The organism is Streptomyces sp. Tu 2975, from assembly GCF_009832925.1.
GTDB lineage: Bacteria > Actinomycetota > Actinomycetes > Streptomycetales > Streptomycetaceae > Streptomyces.
This window is the reverse complement of the sequence record NZ_CP047140.1, coordinates 1,356,644-1,379,660: the sequence shown is the minus strand read 5'-3', so window position 1 is coordinate 1,379,660 and position 23,017 is coordinate 1,356,644. Positions and strand designations below refer to the sequence as shown.

The window sequence follows — 23,017 nt, the reverse complement described above, 5'->3', positions numbered from 1 at the left end:
GCGCTCTACGGCCGACGGTCCCGGTCCGTACCGGATGGAACGCTTCCGTCGAGTTTGCGCTGCGCCTCGTCCCGTCGCCGGGGCGTCGCCGTCGCCGTTGCCGGGGCTGCCGTTGCCGCCGGCGTCAGCGGGGCACGGTGCCGTGCAGCCGGTCGCCCGCTGCCAGCAGGGAGGCGGCCAGCGCCTCAGCGGCCTCTTTGGCCGCGTCCCTGCGGCGGCCCTGGAGGAGCACGAAGTCGACGGTGCCCAGCTCGGGCAGCCCTGCCCGGTCCGGCACCGTCACCAGGCCGGGCGGGATCAGCCCGCGGGAGTGGGCCATCACGCCCAGACCGGCGCGGGCGGCGGCCACCAGTCCGCTGAGGCTGCCGCTCGTACAGGCGATCCGCCAGGACCGGCCCGACTGCTCCAGCACCTCCAGGGCGCGGGCCCGGGTGACGGCCGGTGGCGGAAAGAGGATCAGCGGCAGCGGGCGCTCCGGATCCACCCGCAGTCCCTCGGCCGAGATCCACACCATGCGGTCCCGCCAGACCAGCTCGCCGTGCGTGGCGCCAGGGCCGCGCTTGGCGAGCACCAGGTCCAGCCGGCCCGCCTCCAGCCGCTTGTGCAGGGTGCCCGACAGCTCCACGGTGAGTTCGAGGTCCACCTCGGGATGGTCGCGGCGGAACGCCTCGAGGATCTCCGGCAGCCGGGTCAGGACGAAGTCTTCCGACGCGCCGAACCGCAGCCGCCCTCGCAGCCGGGTGCCCGTGAACCAGGCGGCGGCGCGCTCCTGCGCCTGAAGGATCGTGCGGGCGAAGCCGAGCATGGCCTCGCCGTCCTCCGTCAGCTCCACGCTGTGGGTGTCGCGGCTGAACAGCGGCCGGCCGGTGGCGTCCTCGAGCCGGCGCACGTGCTGGCTGACCGTCGACTGGCGCAGCCCCAGGCGGCGGGCGGCCTGCGTGAAGTTCAGCGTCTGCGCCACGGCCAGGAACGTACGCAACTGGGTCGGGTCGTACATGTGCCGAGGGTATGCCGAGCAGGGGAGCGGAGACGTACGAGGCACCTCGGCAGCGTCGGTGACACGGCAGCTGACGCCGGCCGCGGGTCCGCCTGCCTCCGCTGTGGTGCATCCGCCAACACGACGGCGTGCGTGAGCTTGATGGGGCACAATCGTCGTCTGGTACGGCCGTCTGCTGCGGGGCGGCACAAGTCGAGGGGGACGGATGCAGGATGCAGATGTGGTCGAACTCGATCTGCCCGACGGCGGGACTGTCCTGGTAAGGGCGCAGCATCTGCACCGCGCACAGGACGAGGAGGACGACCAGGGTCCCAGCAATGTCGGTCTGCGCGACGCTCTGTCCTTCTCAACTGTCAGCACGGCGATCCGGGGAGTCGCCGCCGAGGTCCACAGGGCCGTCGCATCGGTCGGACCGGACGTGGCCGAGGTCGAGCTCGGCTTCGAAGTGGCGTTGAAGGGATCTCGCTTGGTCTGCCTTCTGGCGGACGCGGAGACGAAGGCCACGATCAGGGTGCGTCTCGAGTGGCAGAAAAACGCCTCCGCGGCAGGGCAGTGAACGCCCTTGGACGCCGGCAACTTCCTCGGTCGTTTGGGTCGTTTCGTGGTCCATGTCCATGGGGCGGGAGTACGCGGCGGTACGGGGTTCTTCGCCGCGCCCGGACGTGTCCTGACGTGTGCTCATGTAGTGGCCGCCAAAGTTCCTGACACGCTGGGTGTGATCCGCACCGTCGATCGCGTGCAGGTGCGTTGGGAGGGGGAGGACTACGAAGGACTGGTGGAAGCCGTTCCGAACGCCCATGAGGGAGCGGGACTCTGGGGGTACCCGGACCTCGCCGTCATCACCCTGCCGTACCTGCCTCGTGACCACTCATGGTTCTCGCTGACAACCGCGAAACCTGCGCCGGGGGCCCAGCTCCTCGCCGCCGGCTTCAGCGCTCTCTATCAGCGTGGCACGCCCCAACTCGGCGCAAGCACAGTTGAGTGCGAGGGACCTGCTGGCTTCTGTGATGAGGAGATGCTGAAGGTCAAAGCCGGAGAGTTGGCGCCGGGTATGTCCGGAGGGCCGTTGCTCGATCTGAAGTCTGGAAGGGTCGTCGGCTTGGTGACCACAACCCGGAAGGAAGGATCGGACATGGGGGGCCTGGCGCTCCCCGCTTCTGTGGTGAGCCGCCGGTTCCATGACGTATGGGATTCGAATCAGTGGGCGGCGCGTCCCCCGGGTGACGACTTGTGGGCGCTCTTCGGCGACCTCCGGCATGAATCGGCGTACCGAGGGCTGTTGTCCGAGGCCGAGTGCCGCGAGCTGGCGACCGCCGCCGACCAGTTGGCCGTAAACCCCAACGCCCTGTACTGGCGGGCGGTCGGCGAACTCGGCCGGGCACCGGACAAGCCGCTGGAGAACAGCACCGCTCTGGTCCGGGAGTGCGCAGATGCCCAGCCCGCCCGCGTGGGCGCACCCCATCCCTTGGTGCGTCTCGCCGAGATCGTGGCGGTTGAGCACGCCCGACGGGCAGGCGGCGGCTACCACACGCAGGCGTCGAACCACGAGCCTTCCACCCGCCGGCTAAGGAAACTGCCGGGAATCATCGCCGATAGGCTCGGTGAGCCGTATGCGCCGTGTGAAGAGGCCTTCGATGGGAGGACAACGGGCGGAACCCAGTGCTCTGCGATCGAAGTGCGATTGACACCGTCGGGTTCCAACCGGCGACGGTACCTGCTCAGCATATGGAAACACATGGACCCGCCTGGCTGCCCTGTGCAGGCCGTCTGTATGGACGAAGCAGTGACGCTGGCGCAGGCCCGTGACCATGTGCGCAAAGAACTACCGCTGGTCCTGCAGCAGTTGAAGGGACAAGCGGAGGAGATCGTCGTCGAGTTCACCCTGCCGCGCAAGCTGCTGACAGAGGCAGTGGTGGATGAATGGGACCTCGGCCACAAGTGGGCGCCGCTTGGAACGCTGTTCGTCGTCGTGCTGCGAGCATTGGACCGCACCCCGGTGACACGCGGAAGCTGGTTGCACCGCTGGAGACACATCGAGACCGGTGCCAAGGCGGATGACCCCGCGTCGGTCAACTGGGTCGATTGTCGGAGCAGCGGCGACATAGGCACGCTGTTCGCTTCCCTCCAGCAGGCGAACTCGCTGGCCGTGCTGGGGATTTCCTACCAACCCGACAACGGCACGGGCAGGCAAGCGCTCGAGGCGGCGATTCATGCCGGGATCCCCGCTGCGGTGTGGCCTCGTGCGACGTGCCCCGAGCACGCGCCGGCCGGTCGTGCGCGAGCAGTGGACGCGTGTGGGGTGGTGTCCGAAGAACCTGCCCCCGCGTGCACCGGTGACCGTTTCCAGCGGGCCGTCGAACGCCAAATGACCGGGCAGCCGCTCTCCGAACTGCCCAAGCTGGTGAAGAGACTGAGGATCGACGCCAGAGTGCGGCCCCAGGACAGCGATCACTGCGGACGGGCGCTCACACTGCTGTGGGACGACCCGACCCGCGAGGTCCCGGACGGCGGCGCAAGGGCCCTTGTCGCCCCATCCTGGCCATGACGACGCTGTCCGCGCCGGGTCCGTCACGAAAGAAGACGTCAGGACGAAGGAGGTACGACAGTGAGCGAGTGGCACATCTTCCGTGGCACGAACGATCAACACGACGGCATCGACCGCCTCCCCGCTCCGCCGAGTTGGCGTTCGTTCGACGAGGAGACGGCGGTCGAACCCGTCACGGAGGCGTGGAAACCGGCCGACATCAAACGTGCCGCCTCGTACCAGGTGGATCCGGCGATTCTGGATCTCGTCAATGCGGCCCTGTACTTGAGACGGCCGCTGCTGGTGACCGGAAAGCCGGGTGTCGGCAAGTCCACTCTCGCACTCGCCATCGCCTACGAGCTGCGCCTCGGCCCCCTGCTGCGCTGGCCGATCACCAGCAGGACCACCCTGGGGACGGCCTGTACAGATACGACGCCATCAGCCGGCTGCACGATGTGAACCTGAAGGACCAGAAGGTCGAGAGCGACATCGGCCGCTACATCACCCTGGGGCCCCTGGGCACCGCTCTGCTGCCGTACCAGCGCCCGCGAGCCCTCCTCATTGACGAGATCGACAAGGGGGACATCGACCTGCCCAACGACCTGCTCACCGTCTTCGAGTCAGGCGACTACCAGATTCCGGAGCTTGTTCGAGCGGCGACCAGCCAGTCGACCGTGCATGTCAGCACGGCCGACGGTGCGACGCGTGTTCCGGTGCAGGAAGGGCGGGTGCGGTGCCGCGCCTTTCCCGTTGTGATTCTCACCAGCAACGGTGAGCGTGAATTCCCCCCAGCGTTCCTCCGCCGCTGTATCACTGTCGAGATCGGCCCACCGACCCGTGAGCAGTTGACCGACATCGTGCGTGCCCGCCTCGGTCAGGGGGCCGACTCGCTGGCCGACGACCTCGTCGAACGGTTCCTGGAGCGCCGAAGGCATGGTGATCTGGCGACGGACCAGTTGCTCAATGCCATTTATCTGACCGCGCACGCCGCTCGTGAAGGCGGCTTGGGGCGGGAGGAGCTCGCGGACCAGTTGCTGCAGTACCTACGGGCGCCGTCGGCTTAGCCGTGTCTATGGAGGGCATCGTCGCCGCACTGGGTACGGCAGACCTTGACGTAACAGCCATGGAAGTCGCTGAAGCCGTCTGGTTGGCGGCCCGTATCATCGAGGTCGAGGGTGGCAACGCGGGCAAGAGCGGCGTTGACGCGAGTGCAGCCGCGGAGGATCTGCCGGCAGCCTCCGCTTCTACCGGTGACGAGGCCGAGTGGCGCGGGGACACCGAGTCGGAGAGCGACGCGCACGCCGGTATCTGGCCTCAGGGGCAGGACTCCCCACCGAGCCCAGGCCCGCCGGACCATGCGTTGCTGTACACGCCGCAGAGTCCCGACTCCCCGGTTCGGCAGTCGGCGGCGACGGCTGAAGTGGTCCGCTCTCCGGTGACGGCGGCGCTGCCTGGTGGACTGGATCTGTTGCGTGCGCTGCGACCGCTCAAACGCACGGTTCCTTCGGCTCGGCAGCTGTTGCTCGACGAGGTGGCCACTGCGGACCGCATCGCTGACGAAGGACTGGTGCTGCCGCTCCTGAAGCCGGCTCCGGAACGCTGGTTGAGCCTGGTCCTGGTGGTGGACGTCGGTCCTTCCATGGCCGTGTGGCGGCCTCTTGTCGACGAATTGCGCGAGCTGCTGGGACGTCTCGGCGCCTTCCGTGACGTTCGGGTCTGGTATCTGCGCAAGGCACAGGACGGGACGCTCGGTGTCACCCCGCGTGCAACGACGGGGAGCATGCACTCGCCACGGGAGCTGGTGGACCCGTCGGGGCGGCAGGCCATGCTGGTGGTCAGTGACTGTGTCGATGACATCTGGTGGTCGGGCGAGGCGGGCAGGACGCTCGCACTCTGGGGGCGGAGCGGGCCGGTGGCGATTCTGCAGCCGCTGCCGCAACGTCTGTGGAACCGGACAGGCGTCACGCCCGTACCCGTGCGCCTCTATTCCTCCACGCCGGGAGTTCCGAACACCCTGCTGACAGCCGTACCGGCCGATGGCGTGACCGGTACGGACCAGCGCGACAGCATGCCCGTTCCCCTACTTGAAATTCAGCCTGAGTGGCTGGGCTCGTGGGCCAAGCTCATCAGCGGTGCAGCCGAGGGCGGAGTCGACGGGGTGGTGGCTGCGGCGGCGCCGACGGTGCGGGACAGCACGCACGGCGCGGTAGGACGCGGCTCCTTCCCGGAGCACGCCGCCGACCTGGTCGTAGCCTTCCGGTCGGCGGCTTCTCCTGAGGCTTTCAGACTGGCGGGATACCTGGCCGCGGCACCGCTGACCCTGCCCACGATGCGCCTGGTGCAGCGAGTCATGCTCCCGGCATCACGCCCTGCCCACCTCGCAGAGGTGTTCGTCAGCGGACTCATGCGACAAGCCGGCGGCCACGAGGCGCTCGGCCATATCCCGTACGATTTCCTGCCCGGAGTCAGGGACGTACTGCTCGGAAGCATCCGCCTGTCCGAGACGGCTCGCGTCCATGACGAGGTGTCCGCCTACATTGCGGAGCGAGCCGGTCAGTCCCGCGACACCACGTCGCTGATGGCGTCGCTCACAGGATCGGGTGACCAGCTTCTCGACACGACGCGGGAGCCCTTCGCCCAGGTGCCTGCCGAAGTCGCCCAAAGGCTGGGCGGGTCCGCTTCCTCAAGGGACGCCACGGACGGCGACGAGCACGAGCCGTCCAGCCTGGAGGCGACTCTTTCCGAGAGCGGGCCCTCGCGGTCCAGTCGGCCGACAGGGCCGGCCACGGGCGGGCCCTGCACGGTCGCGACGGTGGGCCGCATCCACCAGCCCGTGCTCTTCGTGGGTCTCGGGGGTACGGGAATCAGAATCGGTGCAGACCTGGAGCGTGGACTGCGCAGTGGAGTGTGCGGTCCCGACGGGCGCAACTTGATCACCGACGGACGTCGGCTGCCGTTCCAACTGCCGAACTGCCTGCAGTTCGTCTATGCGGACATCAGCGAGTCCGAACTCGACCTGCCACGGCAGGCGTACCAGGGCCCTGACCCGGCAGCTTTCGATGCCACTTCACGGATTCTCCACCCTCTGTCCCCCGCCGGCTACGACAGTTCGCCGGAGGTGACCCGGATGCTGCGGGTCGCGATGCACGAGGAGACCCGCGCCTGGCTGCCGCCGCAGGACCGGCAGCCGAAGGTTGCACCCCTGCACCTCGGGGCCGGTCAGCTGCCCACAGTGGCCAGGGCGGCGCTCTTCGCGACGCTGCGCAGTGGGCTCGGGCCGGTGATGCGTCAGCTGAGTGAGGCAATCTCCGCGATCGGCCGCTCGCAGAGCGACCTGCTGGAGGTGGGCGGCGGACGAATCCGTGGCTGCGACGTGTTCGTTGCGTTCTCGGTAGCGGGCGGCACGGGCGCAGGCATCTTCTACGACGTCATACATTTGATCAGCCACGAGTTCCGCAGATTGCGTTTCCCTGGCGTGAGGATCCATCCGCTCGTGGTCATGCCGTCCGCTTTCCCGCCGGGAGCCGGCGGCGGTCGCGAGGCGGAACTGAACGCGGCGGGTGCCGTGATCGATCTGGCCCGCCTCATCGATCAGCAGAACGCGCGGCAAGTGGGGAACGCAGATTTCGGCAGCGCGGCCGAGGACGGCCTGCTCGGCGTGCGGTATCCCGGTGAGGGGTTCGTCACGCTGCCCCCTCGACGGTGCAGACCGCTTTGTTGTTCAGCCGGAGTGCCGGCATGGCACCAGATGATCTACGCCGCTCGATCGCTGCGACGGTGATCGCGATTGTCGGGCAATCTGCGCAGGACGCGGTCCCAGGGGGTGGAGGACCGGACCATCAGTGGTTCTGGGCGAGCTTCGCCAACCAGGCCTCGGAACGTTTCATGCCCAGTGCGTCGGGTATCGGGCAGCGGCCGTTGTCCACGGTCGTGTCCGCCTCGCTCGTGGCCCCCGTTCATGATCTGGCCGATCTTGTGGCGGGGCGGATTCTGGCCGAGGCGATCACGGACCTCGACGGAATGGCGCGGAGGCAGGACGACGACGGCGAGTTGCTCGTCCGTGAGATGTTCGAACGTTTCGACCTCGGCCCGTTGTGGACTCGCGAGGTGCCTGCTCTGCCCCCGCCGGATCCTTTGCCCAAGGGAGCCGGCGCGATCAGGCGAGCTCTGCTCGACCGTCTCGAAAGTATGGAGACCGAGCTCTCACGCCTCGAGGGGCATATCGACGCGGTGATGGCCAGCCTGTTGGACCACTTCCGACCGGGCCGGCGGGCCCGCGATCTGCTCCGTGCGGTAGACCCCTTCCAGTTGGAGAAACAGATGACCGGGCTACCTGGTCATCGGCACGCTGCCGCGGAGATGGGGTTCCTGGGCATGCTCGAGTTGCTGAGCAGCGCTCCGCAACCGCCGGAGGGAGTCGGTTCGGATGCTCCTCAGCTTCCCCTGATCAGAAGGACGGCCGGGGGCATGAGGCCGGCGCGCTGGAGCGATCCCGGAGTGCAACAGGTTGTCCACGCACAGGACATGTGGTACAGCTGGCAGGGCCGTCAGCTGTGGCACCAGAAGTGGAAGGATCGCGAGGCGATCTGGCGGCCGGTCATGGACCGCGCGGCCAAGGACCTGAGCGCGCTGGTCGAGCACCTGCGCCGGTACGCAGAGCGCGAGCGAGAACGCTTCACCGAGCGCCACACGCAACTCTATGCCGGCCACCGTATTGGAACCCGGTACCTGCTTCCGCCGGTGAATACGCTCGGTGATCTCTGCGACCAGGTCCTGGCCAAGCTGCTCCCTGGAGAGGGCCAGGCAAACAACCGGGGAGCCGCTGACCTGATCAAGCGTCTGCTCGAGCCGGACGGCTGGATGCGTTCCCCGCATAAGGGCACACGGACCCCAGAGGCCGTGCTCGCCGAGATTGAGGACATCGTCCGGCAGCAGGTGACAGAAGCGATCAACGAATCCGAGGGCTCCGGCGCGGGCCCCTTGTTGCCGTCACTGCAGCTTCTGCTGGAGACGGCAGCCGGCGACGACGGGGCCTCGCAGCTGGCCGGGTCCCCTTGGTTGGACCAGTTCCGGTCCCAGTTGGCAGGGTTGGTTCCCGAAGGTTTCGCACCGGAGGGTAGCGGACGGCTGACCGCGCTCGTGGTACACCCACAGACCCAGGACGACGATCGTGCTGCGGCCTTCCTGCGGGAGCACCTCGGGCTGCCCCCGGATGTGCCCGAGTTCCGTGCCGTCGATACCGATTCGATCACTGTGGTCCTGCTCCGCAGCGGCATGAGCCTCGGTGACGTCCCAGAAGTGCGGCGGCTCATGCAGACGTGGGCTGCGGCTCGTGACGACCCCTCCGGGGAGGATTTCCTGGCGTGGCGGCAGCGCCTCGGTTACCGGGATGACTCGCTTGCGGCTACGGAAGCCGACCGGCGTCGGATCCTGCACCATGTCCTGTGCGCAATGTGGAACGGTCAGGTCGATATCACGGGTGCCCCGCACTCTCCGGAGCAGATACGCATCCGTGTCCAGCACGAGGATGCGGCGGCGATCACACTGCGATTGGAGGCCTTCGAGGACAACATCTCCAGCTGGGCCGGGTTACTGCGGGCGTACGAACAGTGCGCACTGCTCGATGAGGGCCGGATCATCGAGGGGGCGTGCCGGCGTCTTATGAGCGCACGGCCCAAGGGGCTCGACACCACGCCGGAGGCACCCTCGACGCTCTTCCTGCGGCTGGTGCACGAGGTGGCGCCCAGACAGCTCGCGCTGATCAGGGAACTGGCCGAGCGGTTTCCTGCACGTGCGCACTGGCTGGTTCCGCTGCGCGACTTCTGGGAGAAGACCTTTCCCGGTGCGCTGGACCTGCGCTTCCCTGGAGCGAGCCGCGCCAGCCGGCCCACTCTGCGCGCGCTTGAGCAGCACCACGCCAGGGGGCGGACTCAGCCGACTGCTGACGCGCCGACCTCGGATCATCGCGGAACGTGATGACAGTGAGTGCGGTGTACGGGATTCCCGATCGGCTGTCCGGAGAGGAGCATGGAGAGGGCACGTCCTGAACCGAGAGCAAGTGGAGCACATGAGCCGCCGCCTTACCCCGCGCCTGCCGTCCTGGCTGCCGATCGATCCGTACATCCTGGCGCTGCTCGGTACCGTGGCTCTCGCGGCACTCCTGCCGGCCTCCGGCCGGGCGGCCGACGTCGCGGGCGGGGCGTCGACCGGCGCGGTGGCCCTCCTGTTCTTCCTCTACGGCGCGCGGCTCTCCACGCGCGAGGCGCTCGACGGGCTGCGGCACTGGCGGCTGCACGTCACCGTGCTCGCGGCCACGTTCGTGGTCTTCCCGCTGCTGGGGCTCGCCGCCCGCGGGCTCGAACCGGCCGTGCTCACGCCCGAGCTCTACAGCGGACTGCTCTTCCTGTGCCTGGTGCCTTCCACGATCCAGTCGTCGATCGCCTTCACCTCGATGGCGCGGGGCAACGTGCCCGCGGCGATCTGCGCGGGCTCCTTCTCCAGCCTCGCCGGCATCGTCCTCACGCCGCTGCTGGCGGCCCTGCTGCTGGGCGGAGGCGCCGGCGGCTTCTCCGCGGACTCGCTGCTGCGGATCGTGCTCCAACTCCTTGTGCCGTTCCTCGCGGGTCAGTTGCTGCGCCGCTGGGTGAGCGGCTTCCTGGTCCGCCACAAGAAGGTGCTCGGACACGTCGACCGAGGCTCGATCCTGCTCGTCGTCTACACGGCCTTCAGCGAAGGGATGAACGCGGGTGTCTGGCACCAGGTCACCCCGGTACGGCTCGGCGCGCTGCTCGCCGTCGAGGCGGTGCTGCTGGCGGCGATGCTGACGCTCACCTGGTTCGGCGCGAAGCGCCTCGGCTTCGGGCGTGCTGACCGGGTCGCGATCCAGTTCGCGGGCTCCAAGAAGAGCCTCGCGGCGGGACTGCCCATGGCGACCGTGCTGTTCGGGGCGCAGGCGAGTTTCGCGGTGCTGCCGCTGATGCTCTTCCACCAGATGCAGCTGATGGTCTGCGCGGTGATCGCGAAGCGCCGCGCCCACGACCCGGACCACGCCGCGCCGGCCCCGCGCCGTGCCACTTCGGCGCCCGACAGGCCTGCGGCGCTGCGAACCCGATGAACGCGGCCCGACCGGCCGCGCCGACGCGGAGATGCGGCCGGATCCGGTCCACGGAGTCGCGGACATGCACGGGGCCGTGTTTGCGACCGATGGCGCGTCGTGGGACGGCATCAAGTGACGGTGTCCGGCCGACCCGCCGACCCGGCGGGCGGCCGGACCCATGGGCTCAGGGCGACCTCCTGGACGTGTCCGGTGTCACCGCGGCCCCGGCGCGGGTGTAGGGCGAACGGCTGGGAAGATCACCCGGTGACGACGTTCGCCATACGCCCCTTCGGCGCCCGCCCCTGCACCCTTGTCGTCTGCCGTGGCTGTTGCTGCGGTGACGCACGCAAGAACCCCGGTACCGATCACGCCGGGCAGCTCACCAGACTGCGGGACGCCGCCGCCGCGTCCGGAGGGCGGCTCGCGGTGCGGACCAGCGACTGTCTCGGGCCGTGCGGTCAGGCCAACGTGATCGTCGTGCAGCCGTCGACCGAGGGCCGCCGCCGCGGGGCGCGTGCCGCGTGGATCGGCTGGGCGCTCGACGACGACGCCACCGACGACGTGCTGGAGTGGGCGGCGGCCGGCGGGCCGGGGATCGCCGAACCGCCGGCGACGCTCACGCTCCAGATGATTCCGCCGCCGTCCGGCGGCGTCCGCACGCGGTAGCGGCGTTGCCGCCTTGGCGCGTCATGTGGTGCGCTACTTCCTCACCGGTGCGCTGCCGCCGGAGGGCGCCCGTTGTGCCCAGGACCTTCCGCCGTTCGTCGAGCGGGTCGCGGATCCGGCGGCGCCGACCGTGTCGGCGGGCACGCCGTCCGAGCGCCGGCTGCCGGGCGCTGCGACCGAGGGGGCGCTGCCGCACAGCGTGTGGCCGCCGGCGGTCTCGGGCCTGTCGCCCGCGCACCGTGCCCCGGCCCCCTGATCAGCGGCCCCCGGCAGGTCGCTGAGCGGCCGAGCACACGGAAGGACCCGGCCGGCGCAGGGGGCGCTCCCCGCCGGCCGGGTCCGTATCCCGTGCAGCGGGGCGCGTCAGACCCCGGTGTGCAGGGCGATGCGCTCGTCGCCCGCGTACACGTTCATGTTGTTGCCGCGCAGGAAGCCGACCAGCGTCAGACCGGTTTCCGCAGCCAGGTCCACCGCCAGTGACGACGGCGCGGAGACGGCCGCGAGCACCGGGATGCCCGCCATCACCGCCTTCTGCGCCAGCTCGAACGACGCCCTCCCCGAGACCAGGAGGATCGACCGGGACAGCGGCAGACGGTCGTCGGTCAGCGCCCGGCCGACGAGCTTGTCGACCGCGTTGTGCCGGCCGACGTCCTCCCTGATGTCGAGGAGCTCGCCCTCCGGCGAGAACAGCGCCGCCGCGTGCAGGCCCCCGGTCCGGTCGAAGACCCGCTGAGCCGCCCGAAGCCGGTCGGGAGGCCGGCGAGCAGAGCGGGCTCGACGCGGACCGGGGGAGTGTCGGCGATCGGGAAGTGGGCGGAGGTGCGTACGGCGTCCAGGCTGGCCTTGCCGCACAGGCCGCAGGACGACGTGGTGTAGACGTTCCGCTCGAGGGTGATGTCCGGGACCGGGACGCCGTCGGCCAGCGCGACGTCCACCACGTTGTACGTGTTGGTGCCGTCCTCCTTGGCGCCCGCGCAGTACACGATCGACCGCACCTGGGAGCCGGCGTGCAGCACGCCCTCGCTGACCAGGAAACCCGCCGCGAGCGCGAAGTCGTCGCCCGGGGTGCGCATGGTGATGGCGAGCGGCTTGCCGTTCAGCCGGATCTCCAGCGGTTCCTCGGCCACCAGCGTGTCGGGACGGGACGTGACCACCCCGTCCCTGATGCGGATGGTGCGGCGGCGCTCCGTGACCCGTCCCATGGCGATCAGTCCCATTCGTTCGATCAGCGCTGCTGTACGTGTTGATAGCCGAAACGGCCCTTGATGCAGAGGTTGCCGTGGGTCACCGGGTTGTCGTGCGGCGAGGTGACCTTGACGATCTCATTCTCCTGCACATGCAGGGTGAGGTTGCAGCCGACGCCGCAGTACGCGCACACGGTGGTCGTCTCGGTCTGGGCCGACTCGTCCCAGGTCCCGGCCGCCCGCATGTCGAACTCCGACTTGAAGGAGAGCGCCCCCGTCGGGCACACCTCGATGCAGTTGCCGCAGTACACGCACGCGGAGTCGGTCAGCGGCGCGTCGTGCTCCGTGGAGATACGGGCGTCGAAGCCGCGCCCCGCGACGGCGATGGCGAACGTGTTCTGCCACTGCTCGCCGCAGGCGTCGACGCACTTGTAGCAGAGGATGCACTTGTCGTAGTCGCGGACGTAGAGGTCGTTGTCGATCTTCGGTTCCTCGTTCATCCGGGCCGCTTCCGGGCCGAAGCGGTCCGGCTTGGCCTCGTACTCCTTGATCCACTCGGCGGCGCGGGGCGTCGTGGACAGATCCGTGGACGAGGCCAGCAGCTCCAGCACGACCTTCCGGCTGTGCCGGGCGCGCTCCGTGTCGGTCAGCACCGTCATGCCGGGCTCGGCGCGGCGGGAACACGCGGGCGCGAGGGTCCGTGCGCCCTCGACCTCCACGACGCACACCCGGCAGGCGTTCTTGGGGGTCAGCGTGTCGCCCTGGCAGAGCGTCGGTATGTCCTTGCCCGCGGCACGGCACGCGTCGAGGATCGTGTCGCCCTCGGGAACCCTGACCTCCTGGCCATCGAGGGTGAAGTCGACCAGCCGGCGCGGCATGTGCAGGGGGATGGCGGTCATTCGTAGGCTCCCAGCCGGTCGATGGCGGATTCGACGGCGTTCCAGGCGGTCTGCCCGAGGCCGCAGATCGAGGCGTCCCGCATGGCTCGGCCGACCTCGCGCAGCAGGGCGATGTCACCGGCCGCGTCGGCGCCCGTACGGTCCTTGATGCGGTGCAGTGCCTCCTCCTGGCGGACCGTGCCCACCCGGCAGGGGACGCACTGGCCGCAGGACTCGTCGCGGAAGAACTCCGCGATGCGCAGCAGGACGTGCGGCAGTTCGACGGTGTCGTCGAGGACGAGCACCACACCGGACCCCAGCGTCGTACCGGCGGCGCGGGTGCCCTCGAAGGTGAGCGGGATGTCCAGCTCGTCGGGGCGCACGAAGCTGCCCGCGGCCCCGCCGAGCAGGACCGCGCGCATCGTGTCCGGCGGCCCGGCGAGCTCGATCAGTTCACGCAGGGTGACACCGAAGGGCAGCTCGTAGATGCCGGGACGGGCGACGTTGCCGGACAGGCAGAACAGCTTGGTCTCCTCCGTGCGGCCGGTGAGGATCGGCAGGACGTTGACGAGCGTCTCGACGTTGTTCACGGCCGTCGGCTTGCCGAACAGGCCCTTCTCCACCGGGAACGGCGGCTTGGTGCGGGGCTCACCGCGGTACCCCTCGACGGAGTTGAAGATCGCGGTCTCCTCGCCGCAGATGTAGGCGCCCGCGCCGCGCCGGATCTCGATGTCGAAGGCGTAGCCCTGGCCGAGGACGTCTTCGCCGAGGAGCCCGCGGGCGCGGGCGGAGGCGATGGCGTTCTCCAGGAGGGTGAGCGCGCGGGGGTACTCGCCGCGCAGGTACAGGAAGCCTTTGTGGGCGCCGATCGCGTAGCCCGCGATCGTCATCGCCTCGATCAGGGCGTACGGATCGCCCTCCATCAGCACCCGGTCCTTGAAGGTGCCGGGCTCGCTCTCGTCCGCGTTGCAGACCAGGTAGTGAGGATGGTCGGCCTGCGACGCGGTCGCCTGCCACTTCCGTCCGGTGGGGAACGCGGCCCCGCCGCGTCCGAGGAGTCCCGCGTCGGTGACCTCCCGGACGACACCGGCGGGGCCGAGGGCGAAGGCGCGGCGGAGGGCGGCGTAGCCGCCGTGGGCGCGGTAGTCGTCGAGGGAGGCCGGGTCGACGACGCCGACGCGTGCGAGCAGGATCAGCGCCGGGTCCCCTGCCTGGGGGACGGCGGCGCCGGCCGAGGGCTCCGCGGGGGCGAGGTCCGGGGCGGCGGTGGCGGTGGCGAGGGCGGTGGGGGTGGCGGGAGCGATGACGGCGGTGGCGTAGGCGGGTACTTCCCCACCCCGCCCCTCCCCGACCCGGGGCTCGGGGGCGGAGCCAGGAGTACCGCCCCGCAGCGGCGAGCCGGGGGCCGGGGCCTGGCCCCGTGCCGGAGAGGGGCGGGCCCCCGCGCGGATCAGCAGGGCCGCGGGGGCGCGTTCGCACAGGCCCAGGCATGGGCTCGGCCGGACGGAGACGTCCGGGCCGAGGGCTTCCGCCGCCGACACGGAGCCGCCGCGCGCCGCGCACGCCAGGTCCGTGCACACGTGCAGCACCTTCGCCGGTCGTGGCCGCACCGAGAACATGGAGTAGAACGTCGCCACCCCGTACGCCTCCGCCGGCGGCACCGTCAGACGCCGGCAGATGTAGTCGAGTGCGCCTTCGCTCAGCCATCCCACCCGGTCGTTGACCGCGTGCAGCGCGGGGAGCAGCAGGTCGCGGCGGTCCCTGGCCGCCGCGCCGCCGCGCGCCCAGCGCAGCTCGTCGGACGAGCGGTCCGAGCCCCCCTCCCAACCGGTCTCCGGAGCGCCGAGCAGCGAGTCGACCGCGTCCCGTTCCTGGTCCGTCGCCTTCACGGTTCCGGTGAACTTCAGGTCCATGCGGGCACCAGCTTCTCGATCCGGACTGCCGAGGCCTTGAATTCCGCGGTGCCGGCGATCGGGCAGTTCGCCTCGATCGTCAGGGAGTTGGTGTCGACCTCGTCGGGGAAGTGCATCGTCATGAAGGCGAGCCCCGGCCGCAGCCCGGGATCCACCCACACCGGGGCGGTCACCGAGCCGCGACGCGAGGTGACACGGACCTCCTCGCCGACCCGGACGCCGTAGGCCTCCGCGTCCTCGGGCACAGCTCGATGTACTCGCCGCGCCGCAGCGGCGAGGCGAAACTGCCGCTCTGCACACCGGTGTTGTACGAGTCGAGCCGTCGCCCGGTCGTCAGCCGCAACGGGTACGACTCGTCGGTGAGGTCGACCGGCGGGTCGTGCCGCACGAGCCCGAACTCGGCCGGCGTCCCGCGTTCGGCGGGGTCCTTCTCCCAGAGCCTGCCGTGCAGGAAGCTCGACGGCAGCTCGGAGACGTCGGGGCACGGCCACTGGAGGCCCTGGTGCTCCTCCAGCCTCTCGTAGGTCATGCCGTAGTGGTCGGGGGAGAGCGAGCGCAACTCGTTCCAGACGGCCTCCGCGTCGTCGAACTTCCAGTCGTGGCCGAGCCGTTCCGCGACGTCGCAGATGATGGCGATGTCCTCGCGGGCCTCGCCCGGCGGCACGAGCGCGGCCCGCACCCGCTGCACCCGGCGTTCGCTGTTGGTGGTGGTGCCGTCCGTCTCCGCCCAGCCCGCCGTCGCGGGCAGTACCACGTCCGCCAGCTCGGCGGTCCTCGTCAGGAAGATGTCCTGCACCACCAGGTGGTCGAGCGTCTCGAGCCGCCGCACGGCCTGCCCGCTGTCCGCCTCCGACTGGGCCGGGTTCTCGCCGATGCAGTACACGGCACGCAGCTCACCGCTCTCCATCGCTTCGAACATCTCGGTCAGCGTCTTGCCGTAGCGGGGCTGGATGGCCGCGCCCCAGGCACGTTCGAACTTCTCCCGCGTTCCGGGGTGGAGGATGTCCTGGAAGCCGGGCAGCCGGTTGGGGATCGCCCCCATGTCGCCGCCGCCCTGCACGTTGTTCTGGCCGCGCAGCGGCTGCACGCCGGCGCCGTACCGGCCGACGTGGCCGGTGAGCAGGGCGAGATTGATCAGCGCCCGGACGTTGTCGGTGCCGTTGTGGTGCTCGGTGATGCCGAGGGTCCAGCAGAGCTGGGCGCGTTCGGCGGTGGCGTAGGCGTGCGCCAGTTCCCGGATCGCCGCGGCCGGCACGCCCGTCACCTTCTCGGCGGCGCTCAGCGTCCACGGCTCGACGAGCTCCGCGTACTCCTCGAAGCGGGTCGTCGCGCGCTCCACGAAGGCCCGGTTGACCAGGCCGGCGTGGATGATCTCGCGTCCGACGGCGTGGGCGAGCGGGATGTCGGTGCCGACGTTGAGGCCGAGCCAGCTCTCCGCCCACTCGGCGGTCGAGGTGCGGCGCGGGTCGACGGCGTACATCTTCGCGCCGTTGCGTATTCCCTTCAGGACGTGCTGGAAGAAGATCGGGTGCGCGAAGCGGGCGTTGGAGCCCCACATGACGATCAGGTCGGTGTGGTCGACCTCCTCGTAGGAGGAGGTGCCGCCGCCGGAGCCGAAGACCGCGGACAGACCCGCCACGCTGGGTGCGTGACAGGTGCGGTTGCACGAGTCGACGTTGTTGGTGCCCATCACGACTCGGGTGAACTTCTGCGCCACGTAGTTCATCTCGTTGGTGGCGCGGGCGCAGGAGAGCATCGCGAAGGCATCGGGACCGTGCGCCTCGCGGGTCCGCCGGAAGCCGGCCGCGGCCCGCTCCAGCGCCTCGTCCCAGCTCGCCCTGCGCAACTGTCCGTCGTCGCCGCGGACCAGGGGATGGGTGAGCCTCGGGTACCGCTTCTGCGGCTTCTTCTTCATGCTGCGCTCCCTGTGGAGGGGATCGAGGTCGATGCGAGGAGGTCGGCGAGTGCGTGCACGGCGCACAGCTTCGGTACAGGGGTCTTCGTCAGCGCGGCCAGTTCGACGACGGCGGCGAGCAGCACGTCCAGCTCGAGCGGCTTGCCCTTCTCCAGGTCCTGGAGGGTGGACGTCTTGTGGTCGCCCACGCGCTCCGCGCCGGCGAGACGCCGCTCGACGGAGATCTCCGGGCGGCAGCCGACGGCGGCCGCGACCTCGAGCGTCTCGTGCATCATCGTCTCGACCAGCGCCTTCGTGTCCCGGTGGCGGCAGATCTGCGCCATCGTGGCCCGGGACAGCGCGCTGATCGGGTTGAAGGAGATGTTGCCGAGCAGCTTGATCCAGATGTCGTTGCGCAGATCCGGTTCGACCGGGCATCTGAGCCCGCCGGCGATCATGGCGTCGCTGAACTCGACGCAGCGCGGTGACACGGTCCGGTCCGGCTCGCCGATGGAGAACCGGGTGCCTTCCAGGTGCCGTACGACCCCGGGCGCCTCGAGTTCCGTGGCGGCGTAGACGACGCAGCCGATGGCGCGTTCCGGCGGCAGGGTCGCGCTGACGGTGCCGCCCGGGTCGACGCTCTCGATGCGGCGGCCGGCGTAGGGCCCGGGCAGGCCGTGGAAGTACCACCACGGGATGCCGTTCTGGGCGGCGATGACGGAGGTGCGCTCGTGCAGCAGCGGGTGCACCAACGGGCCCGAGGCGGCGTACGAGTTGGCCTTGAGACCGAGGAAGACATGGTCGACGGGGCCGACGGACGACGGGTCGTCGGTGGCGGCGGGACGAGCGGTGAAGTCACCGCGGGGACTGAGTACCCGGACACCGTCGCGGCGCATGGCCGCGAGATGGGCACCGCGGGCGATGAGATGGACCTCGGCGCCGGCGCGGTGGAGCGCGGCCCCGACATACGCGCCGATGGCTCCGGCGCCGACAACTGCGACTTTCACGGGGCTCTCCGTTCGGTTGACGACCGAGCGAGGGAGGAAGGTGATGAGGGTGAGTCGACAGAATATTGTCTACAGTATGCCTTTCCGGGGGTCAAGGGTCCTGTCATGCCGAGCCCCTTCGGTGCCCCGCACCCTTCCGGAAGCTCCAAAGTCCGGGGCGGGAAGCTGTGGGATCACATGCCGTCGTACCGGCCGGTAGCAGCCAAGACTGGGCCTTTCTGCCTTACAGATCGAGGGGAACGCCATCCATGACCGGCTCACGTGTCGTCGCGCTCGGGCACTACCAGCCCTCCAAGGTGCTCACCAACGACGACCTGGCGGCCATGGTCGACACCAGTGACGAGTGGATCCGCAGCCGTGTCGGCATCCGGACCCGCCATGTCGCGGGGCCCGACGAGCCGGTCGACGAGCTCGCCGCGCACGCCGCGGCCAAGGCGCTGGCCGCCGCCGGCCTGACGGCCGCCGACATCGATCTGGTGCTGGTGGCGACGTCGACCGCCGTCGACCGCTCGCCCAACACGGCGGCGCGGGTGGCGGCACGGCTGGGCATGGGCTCGCCCGCGGTGATGGACCTCAATGTCGTCTGCGCCGGCTTCACCCACGCGCTCGCCACCGCCGACCACACCCTGCGGGCCGGGGCGGCCTCCCGGGCGCTGGTCATCGGGGCGGACAAGATGGCCGACATCGTGGACTGGACGGACCGCTCGACCTGCGTCCTCGTCGGTGACGGCGCCGGCGCGGCGGTGGTGGAGAGCGTCTCCGAAGGGCAGGAGCCGGGCATCGGCCCGGTGCTGTGGGGTTCGGTCCCCGAAATGGGGCACGCCGTGCGGATCGAGGGCACCCCGCCGCGCTTCGCGCAGGAGGGTCAGGCCGTCTACCGCTGGGCCACCACGCAGCTGCCGCCGATCGCCCGCAAGGTCTGCGAACGTGCGGGGGTCGCGCCCGAGGACCTCGCGGCGGTGGTCCTGCACCAGGCCAATCTGCGGATCATCGAGCCGCTCGCGCAGAAGATCGGCGCCGTCAACGCCGTCGTCGCCCGCGATGTCGTCGACTCCGGCAACACCTCGGCCGGGTCGATCCCGATGGCGCTGTCCAAGCTGGTCGAGCGGGGTGACATCCGGTCGGGCGACCCGGTGCTGCTCTTCGGTTTCGGCGGCAATCTCTCGTACGCGGGCCAGGTCGTCCGCTGCCCCTGACGACGCCGGGCGGCACACTGAACGGCATGGTGAACAAGCGGAGCGCCGGGCTGCTGCTGTGGCGGCGGCGGGAAGCCGGTGTCGAGGTCCTCATCGGGCACATGGGCGGCCCGTTCTGGGAGACGCGCGACGAGGCGGCATGGTCGATCCCGAAGGGCGAGTACACCCCGACGAGGAGCCGATGGCCGCCGCGCGGCGGGAGTTCGAGGAGGAGCTCGGGCTCCAGGCGCCGGACGGGGAGTGGCATCCGCTCGGTGAGGCGCGCCAGTCGAGCGGCAAGCTGGTGACGGCCTGGGCGCTGGAGGGCGATCTCGACACGTCCCTCGTCGTGCCGGGGACCTTCACCATGGAGTGGCCGAGGGGCTCGGGCCGGTTCAGCGAGTTCCCGGAGATCGACCGGGCCGAGTGGCACGGGCTGGACGAGGCGCGGCAGAAGCTGGTCAGCGGCCAGCGGATCTTCCTGGAGCGGCTGATGCCGCTTGTCGGGCGGGACAGTTGACGTGACCGGTTCGGGAGCCGTCGACGTGACCGGCATCTCGGTGTCGGTCACGATTGCGCTCGGTAGACTGTAGACGATAGCCAATTCCTAGATCGCTGTTGTCGTCCGTTGCTCGTCCGCCCCATCGCCCGGAAGGGGACCGCCGATGCTGTCCGCAGGACTGCCGCAGGGAACCGTGCCCAAACTGGAACGGCCCGGCCCACTGCGTGAGCGCGTGTACGAGGCGCTGCTGGAACTGATCACCACCCGTGCGCTGCGGCCCGGCCAGCACCTGGTCGAGAGCGAGCTCGCCGGTCATCTCGGCGTCTCCCGGCAGCCCGTACGCGAGGCGCTGCAACGGCTCAACACAGAGGGTTGGGTCGACCTTCGCCCTGCCCAGGGCGCGTTCGTCCACGAGCCGACCGAGTCGGAGGCGGACCAACTCCTGTCCGTGCGCACGTTGCTGGAGGCGGAGGCCGCCAGGCTCGCGGCCGCGAACTCGGGCACGGCGGGCATCGAGGCACTCGAGGAGCTGTGCGCCCAGGGGGAGCAGGCCGTCGCGGACGACGACGTCGACCTGGCGGTCGCCACGAACGCCGCCTTCCACGCCAAGGTGATGGAGCTCGCCGGCAACCTGGTCCTGGCGGAGCTCGCGGGGCAGGTCGACCGCCGTGTCCGCTGGTACTACACCCCGGTCGCCCGGCAGCGGGGACGCCAGTCGTGGATCGAGCACCGCGAACTGATCGCGGCCATCTCCGCCCGTGACGAGAAGCGGGCCACGGAGGTCATGCGGGCGCACACGGAGCACACCCGCAAGACCTACCACCAGCACGAGCAGTCCTGACCGGCGCCTGGTCGGTCGGGCGCACGGTTCACGCGGGAGGTCAGGGCGCGCTGCCGCATGTCGCCGTGCCGAGGTCTCCGTATCGGTGGTAGCACTGACTGCGCCGACGAAGGAGAGCCGTCATGGGAAGAATCGTGATCAGCGAGAACGTCTCGCTCGACGGGGTCGTCCAGGACCCGACCGGTGACGAGGGCTTCGAGCGCGGCGGCTGGTTCGCCCGGATCGGGGACGAGGACCGCGGAAGGTGGACCGAGGTCGAGTTCGACGAGGCGCTGCGCGCCGATGCCCTGCTGCTGGGGCGGCGGAGCTACGAGTGGTTCGCGGCGCGGTGGCCCTCCCGGAGCGGCGCGTGGGCGGACCGGCTGAACAGCATGCCCAAGTACGTCGTCTCCTCGACCCTCGAGGACCCTGACTGGAACAACTCGTCGGTCCTGAAGGGTGAGGTGGTGGGTGCGGTGTCGAAACTGAAGCAGGAGCTCGGCGGGGAGATCGTCGTCTACGGCAGCCGTCAGCTCGCCCGCACGCTGATGGAGCACGATCTCGTCGACGAGCTGCGGCTGATGGTCCACCCGGTCGTCCTGGGCGCAGGCGAGCCGATCTTCGGCGCGACCAGCGAGGAGAAGCCCGTCCGCCTCCTCGACAACCGCACCGTCGGTGACGGCCTCGCCTACCTCACGTACGAACTCGTCCGGGACGCCTGACGTCCGTACGCCCGCCTCCACACCACCACCGCCGGGTGCCCGCCCCCGTGCACACGCCTCCGTCCGCCCGTCTGAACCCGCGGCGCGCCCGTCCACCGGACCCCGGCGCGAACAGGGACGAAAGGGGTCGGTGTCGACCTGACGGCCTCCCTTTGTCCCGGGTGTGGAGAAAGTTGGACCGGAACTGCGCTCAAGTTCTTCCCAGTTCGGTAAAGCGCTGCTACGTTCCCCTCGAAAGCCCGACGGAACAGCCGACCGGGTCCCCAGCCGAAGGCCAGGGGAGGGGAGGGGCACGTGAGACGGATGACCGCTCGACCCGCGAACGCGCATCAGGCGCGACTGCTCCGCCTGCTGCGTGACGGCGGGCCCAACTCGCGCGCGCAGCTGGGGGACCAGGTCGACCTGTCCCGGTCCAAGCTCGCCGTCGAGGTCGACCGGCTGCTGGAGACCGGACTCGTCGTCGCCGACGGGCTCGCCGCCTCCCGCGGCGGCCGCCGGTCCCACAACATCAGGCTCGCGCCCGCGCTCCGCTTCCTCGGTGTGGACATCGGCGCCACCTCGATCGATGTCGCCGTCACCAACGCCGAGTTGGAGGTCCTGGGGCATCTCAACCACCCCATGGACGTCCGAGAGGGCCCGGTCGCCGTCTTCGAGCAGGTGCTGTCGATGGCGGCCAAGCTCAAGGCCTCCGGTCTCGCTGAGGGCTTCGACGGCGCGGGCATCGGGGTTCCCGGCCCGGTCCGCTACCCCGAGGGCGTGCCCGTCGCGCCCCCGATCATGCCCGGATGGGACGGCTTTCCCGTACGCGAAGCCCTCAGCCAGGACCTCGGCTGCCCTGTCATGGTCGACAACGACGTGAACCTGATGGCCATGGGCGAGCAGCACGCCGGTGTCGCGCGTTCCGTCGGAGACTTCCTGTGCATCAAGATCGGTACGGGTATCGGCTGCGGCATCGTCGTCGGCGGTGAGGTCTACCGCGGTACGACGGGCAGCGCCGGCGACATCGGCCACATCCAGGTCACACCGGAGGGCCGCGCCTGCGCCTGCGGCAACCGGGGCTGTCTGGAGGCGCACTTCAGCGGCGCCGCCCTCGCCCGCGACGCCGAGGACGCGGCACGGGCGGGCCGGTCGGTGGAGCTCGCCGCCCGGCTGGAGGCGGCCGGGCAGCTCACGGCCGTGGACGTGTCGGCGGCCGCCGCGGCCGGTGACGCCACGGCACTGGACCTCATCCGTGAGGGAGGGAACCGCCTCGGCCAGGTCATCGCCGGGCTCGTCAGCTTCTTCAACCCGGGTCTCGTCGTGATCGGCGGCGGGGTCACCGGCCTCGGCCACACCCTGCTCGCGAGCGTACGGACCCAGGTCTACCGGCAGTCCCTGCCGCTCGCGACCGGGAATCTGCCCATCGTGCTGGGCGAGTTGGGACCGACCGCCGGCGTCATCGGCGCGGCCCGGCTCATCAGCGACCACCTGTTCTCGCCGGCCTGACAGGGCCGGACGACTCGTCACGCACCACAGCACCGTCGCAGTACCCAATGGCACGACCCGCACGACCCGCACGACCCGCACGACCCGCACGACCCGTAGCTCCGGAACGACGGCACCACCCGCACGCCCCCGCACCACCCCGGTACACCGCGCC

General features: G+C 70.1%; 15 protein-coding genes and 4 pseudogenes. 13 read left to right on the top strand and 6 right to left on the bottom strand.

Annotated elements, in window-relative coordinates; genetic code table 11:
- Positions 1-124 precede the first annotated feature (124 nt).
- Positions 125-997 carry a LysR substrate-binding domain-containing protein gene (locus GLX30_RS05990; RefSeq protein ID WP_159684429.1) on the bottom strand — a complete coding sequence of 291 codons (873 nt, stop codon included), beginning with the start codon at positions 995-997 and terminating at the stop codon, positions 125-127.
- Positions 998-1,202: 205 nt separating this feature from the next.
- On the opposite strand from GLX30_RS05990, the gene GLX30_RS05985 reads away from it, so the two are divergent.
- From GLX30_RS05985 to GLX30_RS05950, 8 genes and pseudogenes are all read left to right on the top strand, one after another.
- Positions 1,203-1,553 (top strand): CU044_2847 family protein, encoded by a 351-nt coding sequence (locus GLX30_RS05985; protein ID WP_159684426.1) that lies wholly within the window; start codon positions 1,203-1,205, stop codon positions 1,551-1,553.
- 45 nt (positions 1,554-1,598) lie between these two features.
- On the top strand, positions 1,599-3,542 hold the full coding sequence (locus GLX30_RS05980) for a VMAP-related conflict system protein (protein ID WP_279632628.1): 1,944 nt from the start codon (positions 1,599-1,601) through the stop codon (positions 3,540-3,542).
- A 60-nt stretch (positions 3,543-3,602) separates the two neighbouring features.
- Positions 3,603-4,585 (top strand): annotated as a pseudogene (locus tag GLX30_RS05975) (MoxR family ATPase).
- Between the two features lie 59 nt (positions 4,586-4,644).
- On the top strand, positions 4,645-7,302 hold the full coding sequence (locus GLX30_RS05970; RefSeq protein WP_159684421.1) for a tubulin-like doman-containing protein: 2,658 nt from the start codon (positions 4,645-4,647) through the stop codon (positions 7,300-7,302).
- Positions 7,260-9,497 (top strand): hypothetical protein, encoded by a 2,238-nt coding sequence (locus GLX30_RS05965; protein ID WP_159684418.1) that lies wholly within the window; start codon positions 7,260-7,262, stop codon positions 9,495-9,497. Before GLX30_RS05970 ends, GLX30_RS05965 begins: the two co-directional genes overlap by 43 nt.
- A 91-nt stretch (positions 9,498-9,588) precedes the next feature.
- Complete coding sequence (locus GLX30_RS05960; protein WP_244258024.1) at positions 9,589-10,635, top strand: bile acid:sodium symporter family protein; 1,047 nt, start codon at positions 9,589-9,591, stop codon at positions 10,633-10,635.
- Positions 10,636-10,881: 246 nt separating this feature from the next.
- Positions 10,882-11,283 carry a (2Fe-2S) ferredoxin domain-containing protein gene (locus GLX30_RS05955; RefSeq protein ID WP_159684415.1) on the top strand — a complete coding sequence of 134 codons (402 nt, stop codon included), beginning with the start codon at positions 10,882-10,884 and terminating at the stop codon, positions 11,281-11,283.
- A 13-nt stretch (positions 11,284-11,296) separates the two neighbouring features.
- A complete protein-coding gene (locus GLX30_RS05950; RefSeq protein WP_159684412.1) occupies positions 11,297-11,539 on the top strand; it encodes a hypothetical protein in 243 nt (80 codons plus the stop codon).
- A 107-nt stretch (positions 11,540-11,646) separates the two neighbouring features.
- Here the strand turns inward: GLX30_RS05950 and fdhD are convergent.
- The 5 genes and pseudogenes from fdhD to GLX30_RS05925 all read right to left on the bottom strand — a co-directional run bounded on the left by fdhD (position 11,647) and on the right by GLX30_RS05925 (position 18,159).
- A pseudogene (gene fdhD / locus GLX30_RS05945) lies at positions 11,647-12,485 on the bottom strand (formate dehydrogenase accessory sulfurtransferase FdhD).
- Between the two features lie 23 nt (positions 12,486-12,508).
- Complete coding sequence (locus tag GLX30_RS05940) at positions 12,509-13,366, bottom strand: 2Fe-2S iron-sulfur cluster-binding protein (protein ID WP_159684409.1); 858 nt, start codon at positions 13,364-13,366, stop codon at positions 12,509-12,511.
- Positions 13,363-15,258 carry an NADH-ubiquinone oxidoreductase-F iron-sulfur binding region domain-containing protein gene (locus GLX30_RS05935; RefSeq protein ID WP_159684407.1) on the bottom strand — a complete coding sequence of 632 codons (1,896 nt, stop codon included), beginning with the start codon at positions 15,256-15,258 and terminating at the stop codon, positions 13,363-13,365. Before GLX30_RS05935 ends, GLX30_RS05940 begins: the two co-directional genes overlap by 4 nt.
- Positions 15,249-17,173, bottom strand: a pseudogene (locus tag GLX30_RS05930) (molybdopterin-dependent oxidoreductase). Before GLX30_RS05930 ends, GLX30_RS05935 begins: the two are co-directional and overlap by 10 nt.
- Positions 17,170-18,159 carry a 2-dehydropantoate 2-reductase gene (locus GLX30_RS05925; RefSeq protein WP_159684404.1) on the bottom strand — a complete coding sequence of 330 codons (990 nt, stop codon included), beginning with the start codon at positions 18,157-18,159 and terminating at the stop codon, positions 17,170-17,172. Before GLX30_RS05925 ends, GLX30_RS05930 begins: the two are co-directional and overlap by 4 nt.
- A gap of 248 nt (positions 18,160-18,407) precedes the next feature.
- Between GLX30_RS05925 and GLX30_RS05920 the strand changes: the two genes are divergently transcribed.
- The 5 genes and pseudogenes from GLX30_RS05920 (at position 18,408) to GLX30_RS05900 (ending at position 22,863) form a co-directional block, all read left to right on the top strand.
- Positions 18,408-19,355 carry a beta-ketoacyl-ACP synthase III gene (locus tag GLX30_RS05920; protein WP_159684401.1) on the top strand — a complete coding sequence of 316 codons (948 nt, stop codon included), beginning with the start codon at positions 18,408-18,410 and terminating at the stop codon, positions 19,353-19,355.
- Positions 19,356-19,381: 26 nt separating this feature from the next.
- Positions 19,382-19,854 (top strand): annotated as a pseudogene (locus GLX30_RS05915) (NUDIX domain-containing protein).
- Positions 19,855-19,999: 145 nt separating this feature from the next.
- Positions 20,000-20,677 carry a GntR family transcriptional regulator gene (locus GLX30_RS05910; RefSeq protein WP_005309360.1) on the top strand — a complete coding sequence of 226 codons (678 nt, stop codon included), beginning with the start codon at positions 20,000-20,002 and terminating at the stop codon, positions 20,675-20,677.
- A gap of 122 nt (positions 20,678-20,799) precedes the next feature.
- On the top strand, positions 20,800-21,378 hold the full coding sequence (locus GLX30_RS05905; RefSeq protein WP_159684398.1) for a dihydrofolate reductase family protein: 579 nt from the start codon (positions 20,800-20,802) through the stop codon (positions 21,376-21,378).
- Positions 21,379-21,681: 303 nt separating this feature from the next.
- On the top strand, positions 21,682-22,863 hold the full coding sequence (locus tag GLX30_RS05900) for an ROK family transcriptional regulator (RefSeq protein WP_159684395.1): 1,182 nt from the start codon (positions 21,682-21,684) through the stop codon (positions 22,861-22,863).
- Positions 22,864-23,017 lie beyond the last annotated feature (154 nt).

Excerpts from the sequence above, each read along its gene's own strand:
- GLX30_RS05970 (WP_159684421.1), top strand. The coding sequence starts at position 4,645 with ATGGAAGTCGCTGAAGCCGTCTGGTTGGCGGCCCGTATCATCGAGGTC.
- GLX30_RS05900 (WP_159684395.1), top strand. The coding sequence starts at position 21,682 with ATGACCGCTCGACCCGCGAACGCGCATCAGGCGCGACTGCTCCGCCTG.
- GLX30_RS05935 (WP_159684407.1), bottom strand. The coding sequence starts at position 15,258 with ATGGACCTGAAGTTCACCGGAACCGTGAAGGCGACGGACCAGGAACGG.
- GLX30_RS05960 (WP_244258024.1), top strand. The coding sequence starts at position 9,589 with ATGAGCCGCCGCCTTACCCCGCGCCTGCCGTCCTGGCTGCCGATCGAT.
- GLX30_RS05965 (WP_159684418.1), top strand. The coding sequence starts at position 7,260 with ATGGCACCAGATGATCTACGCCGCTCGATCGCTGCGACGGTGATCGCG.
- GLX30_RS05985 (WP_159684426.1), top strand. The coding sequence starts at position 1,203 with ATGCAGGATGCAGATGTGGTCGAACTCGATCTGCCCGACGGCGGGACT.
- GLX30_RS05940 (WP_159684409.1), bottom strand. The coding sequence starts at position 13,366 with ATGACCGCCATCCCCCTGCACATGCCGCGCCGGCTGGTCGACTTCACC.
- GLX30_RS05905 (WP_159684398.1), top strand. The coding sequence starts at position 20,800 with ATGGGAAGAATCGTGATCAGCGAGAACGTCTCGCTCGACGGGGTCGTC.
- GLX30_RS05920 (WP_159684401.1), top strand. The coding sequence starts at position 18,408 with ATGACCGGCTCACGTGTCGTCGCGCTCGGGCACTACCAGCCCTCCAAG.
- GLX30_RS05910 (WP_005309360.1), top strand. The coding sequence starts at position 20,000 with ATGCTGTCCGCAGGACTGCCGCAGGGAACCGTGCCCAAACTGGAACGG.
- GLX30_RS05990 (WP_159684429.1), bottom strand. The coding sequence starts at position 997 with ATGTACGACCCGACCCAGTTGCGTACGTTCCTGGCCGTGGCGCAGACG.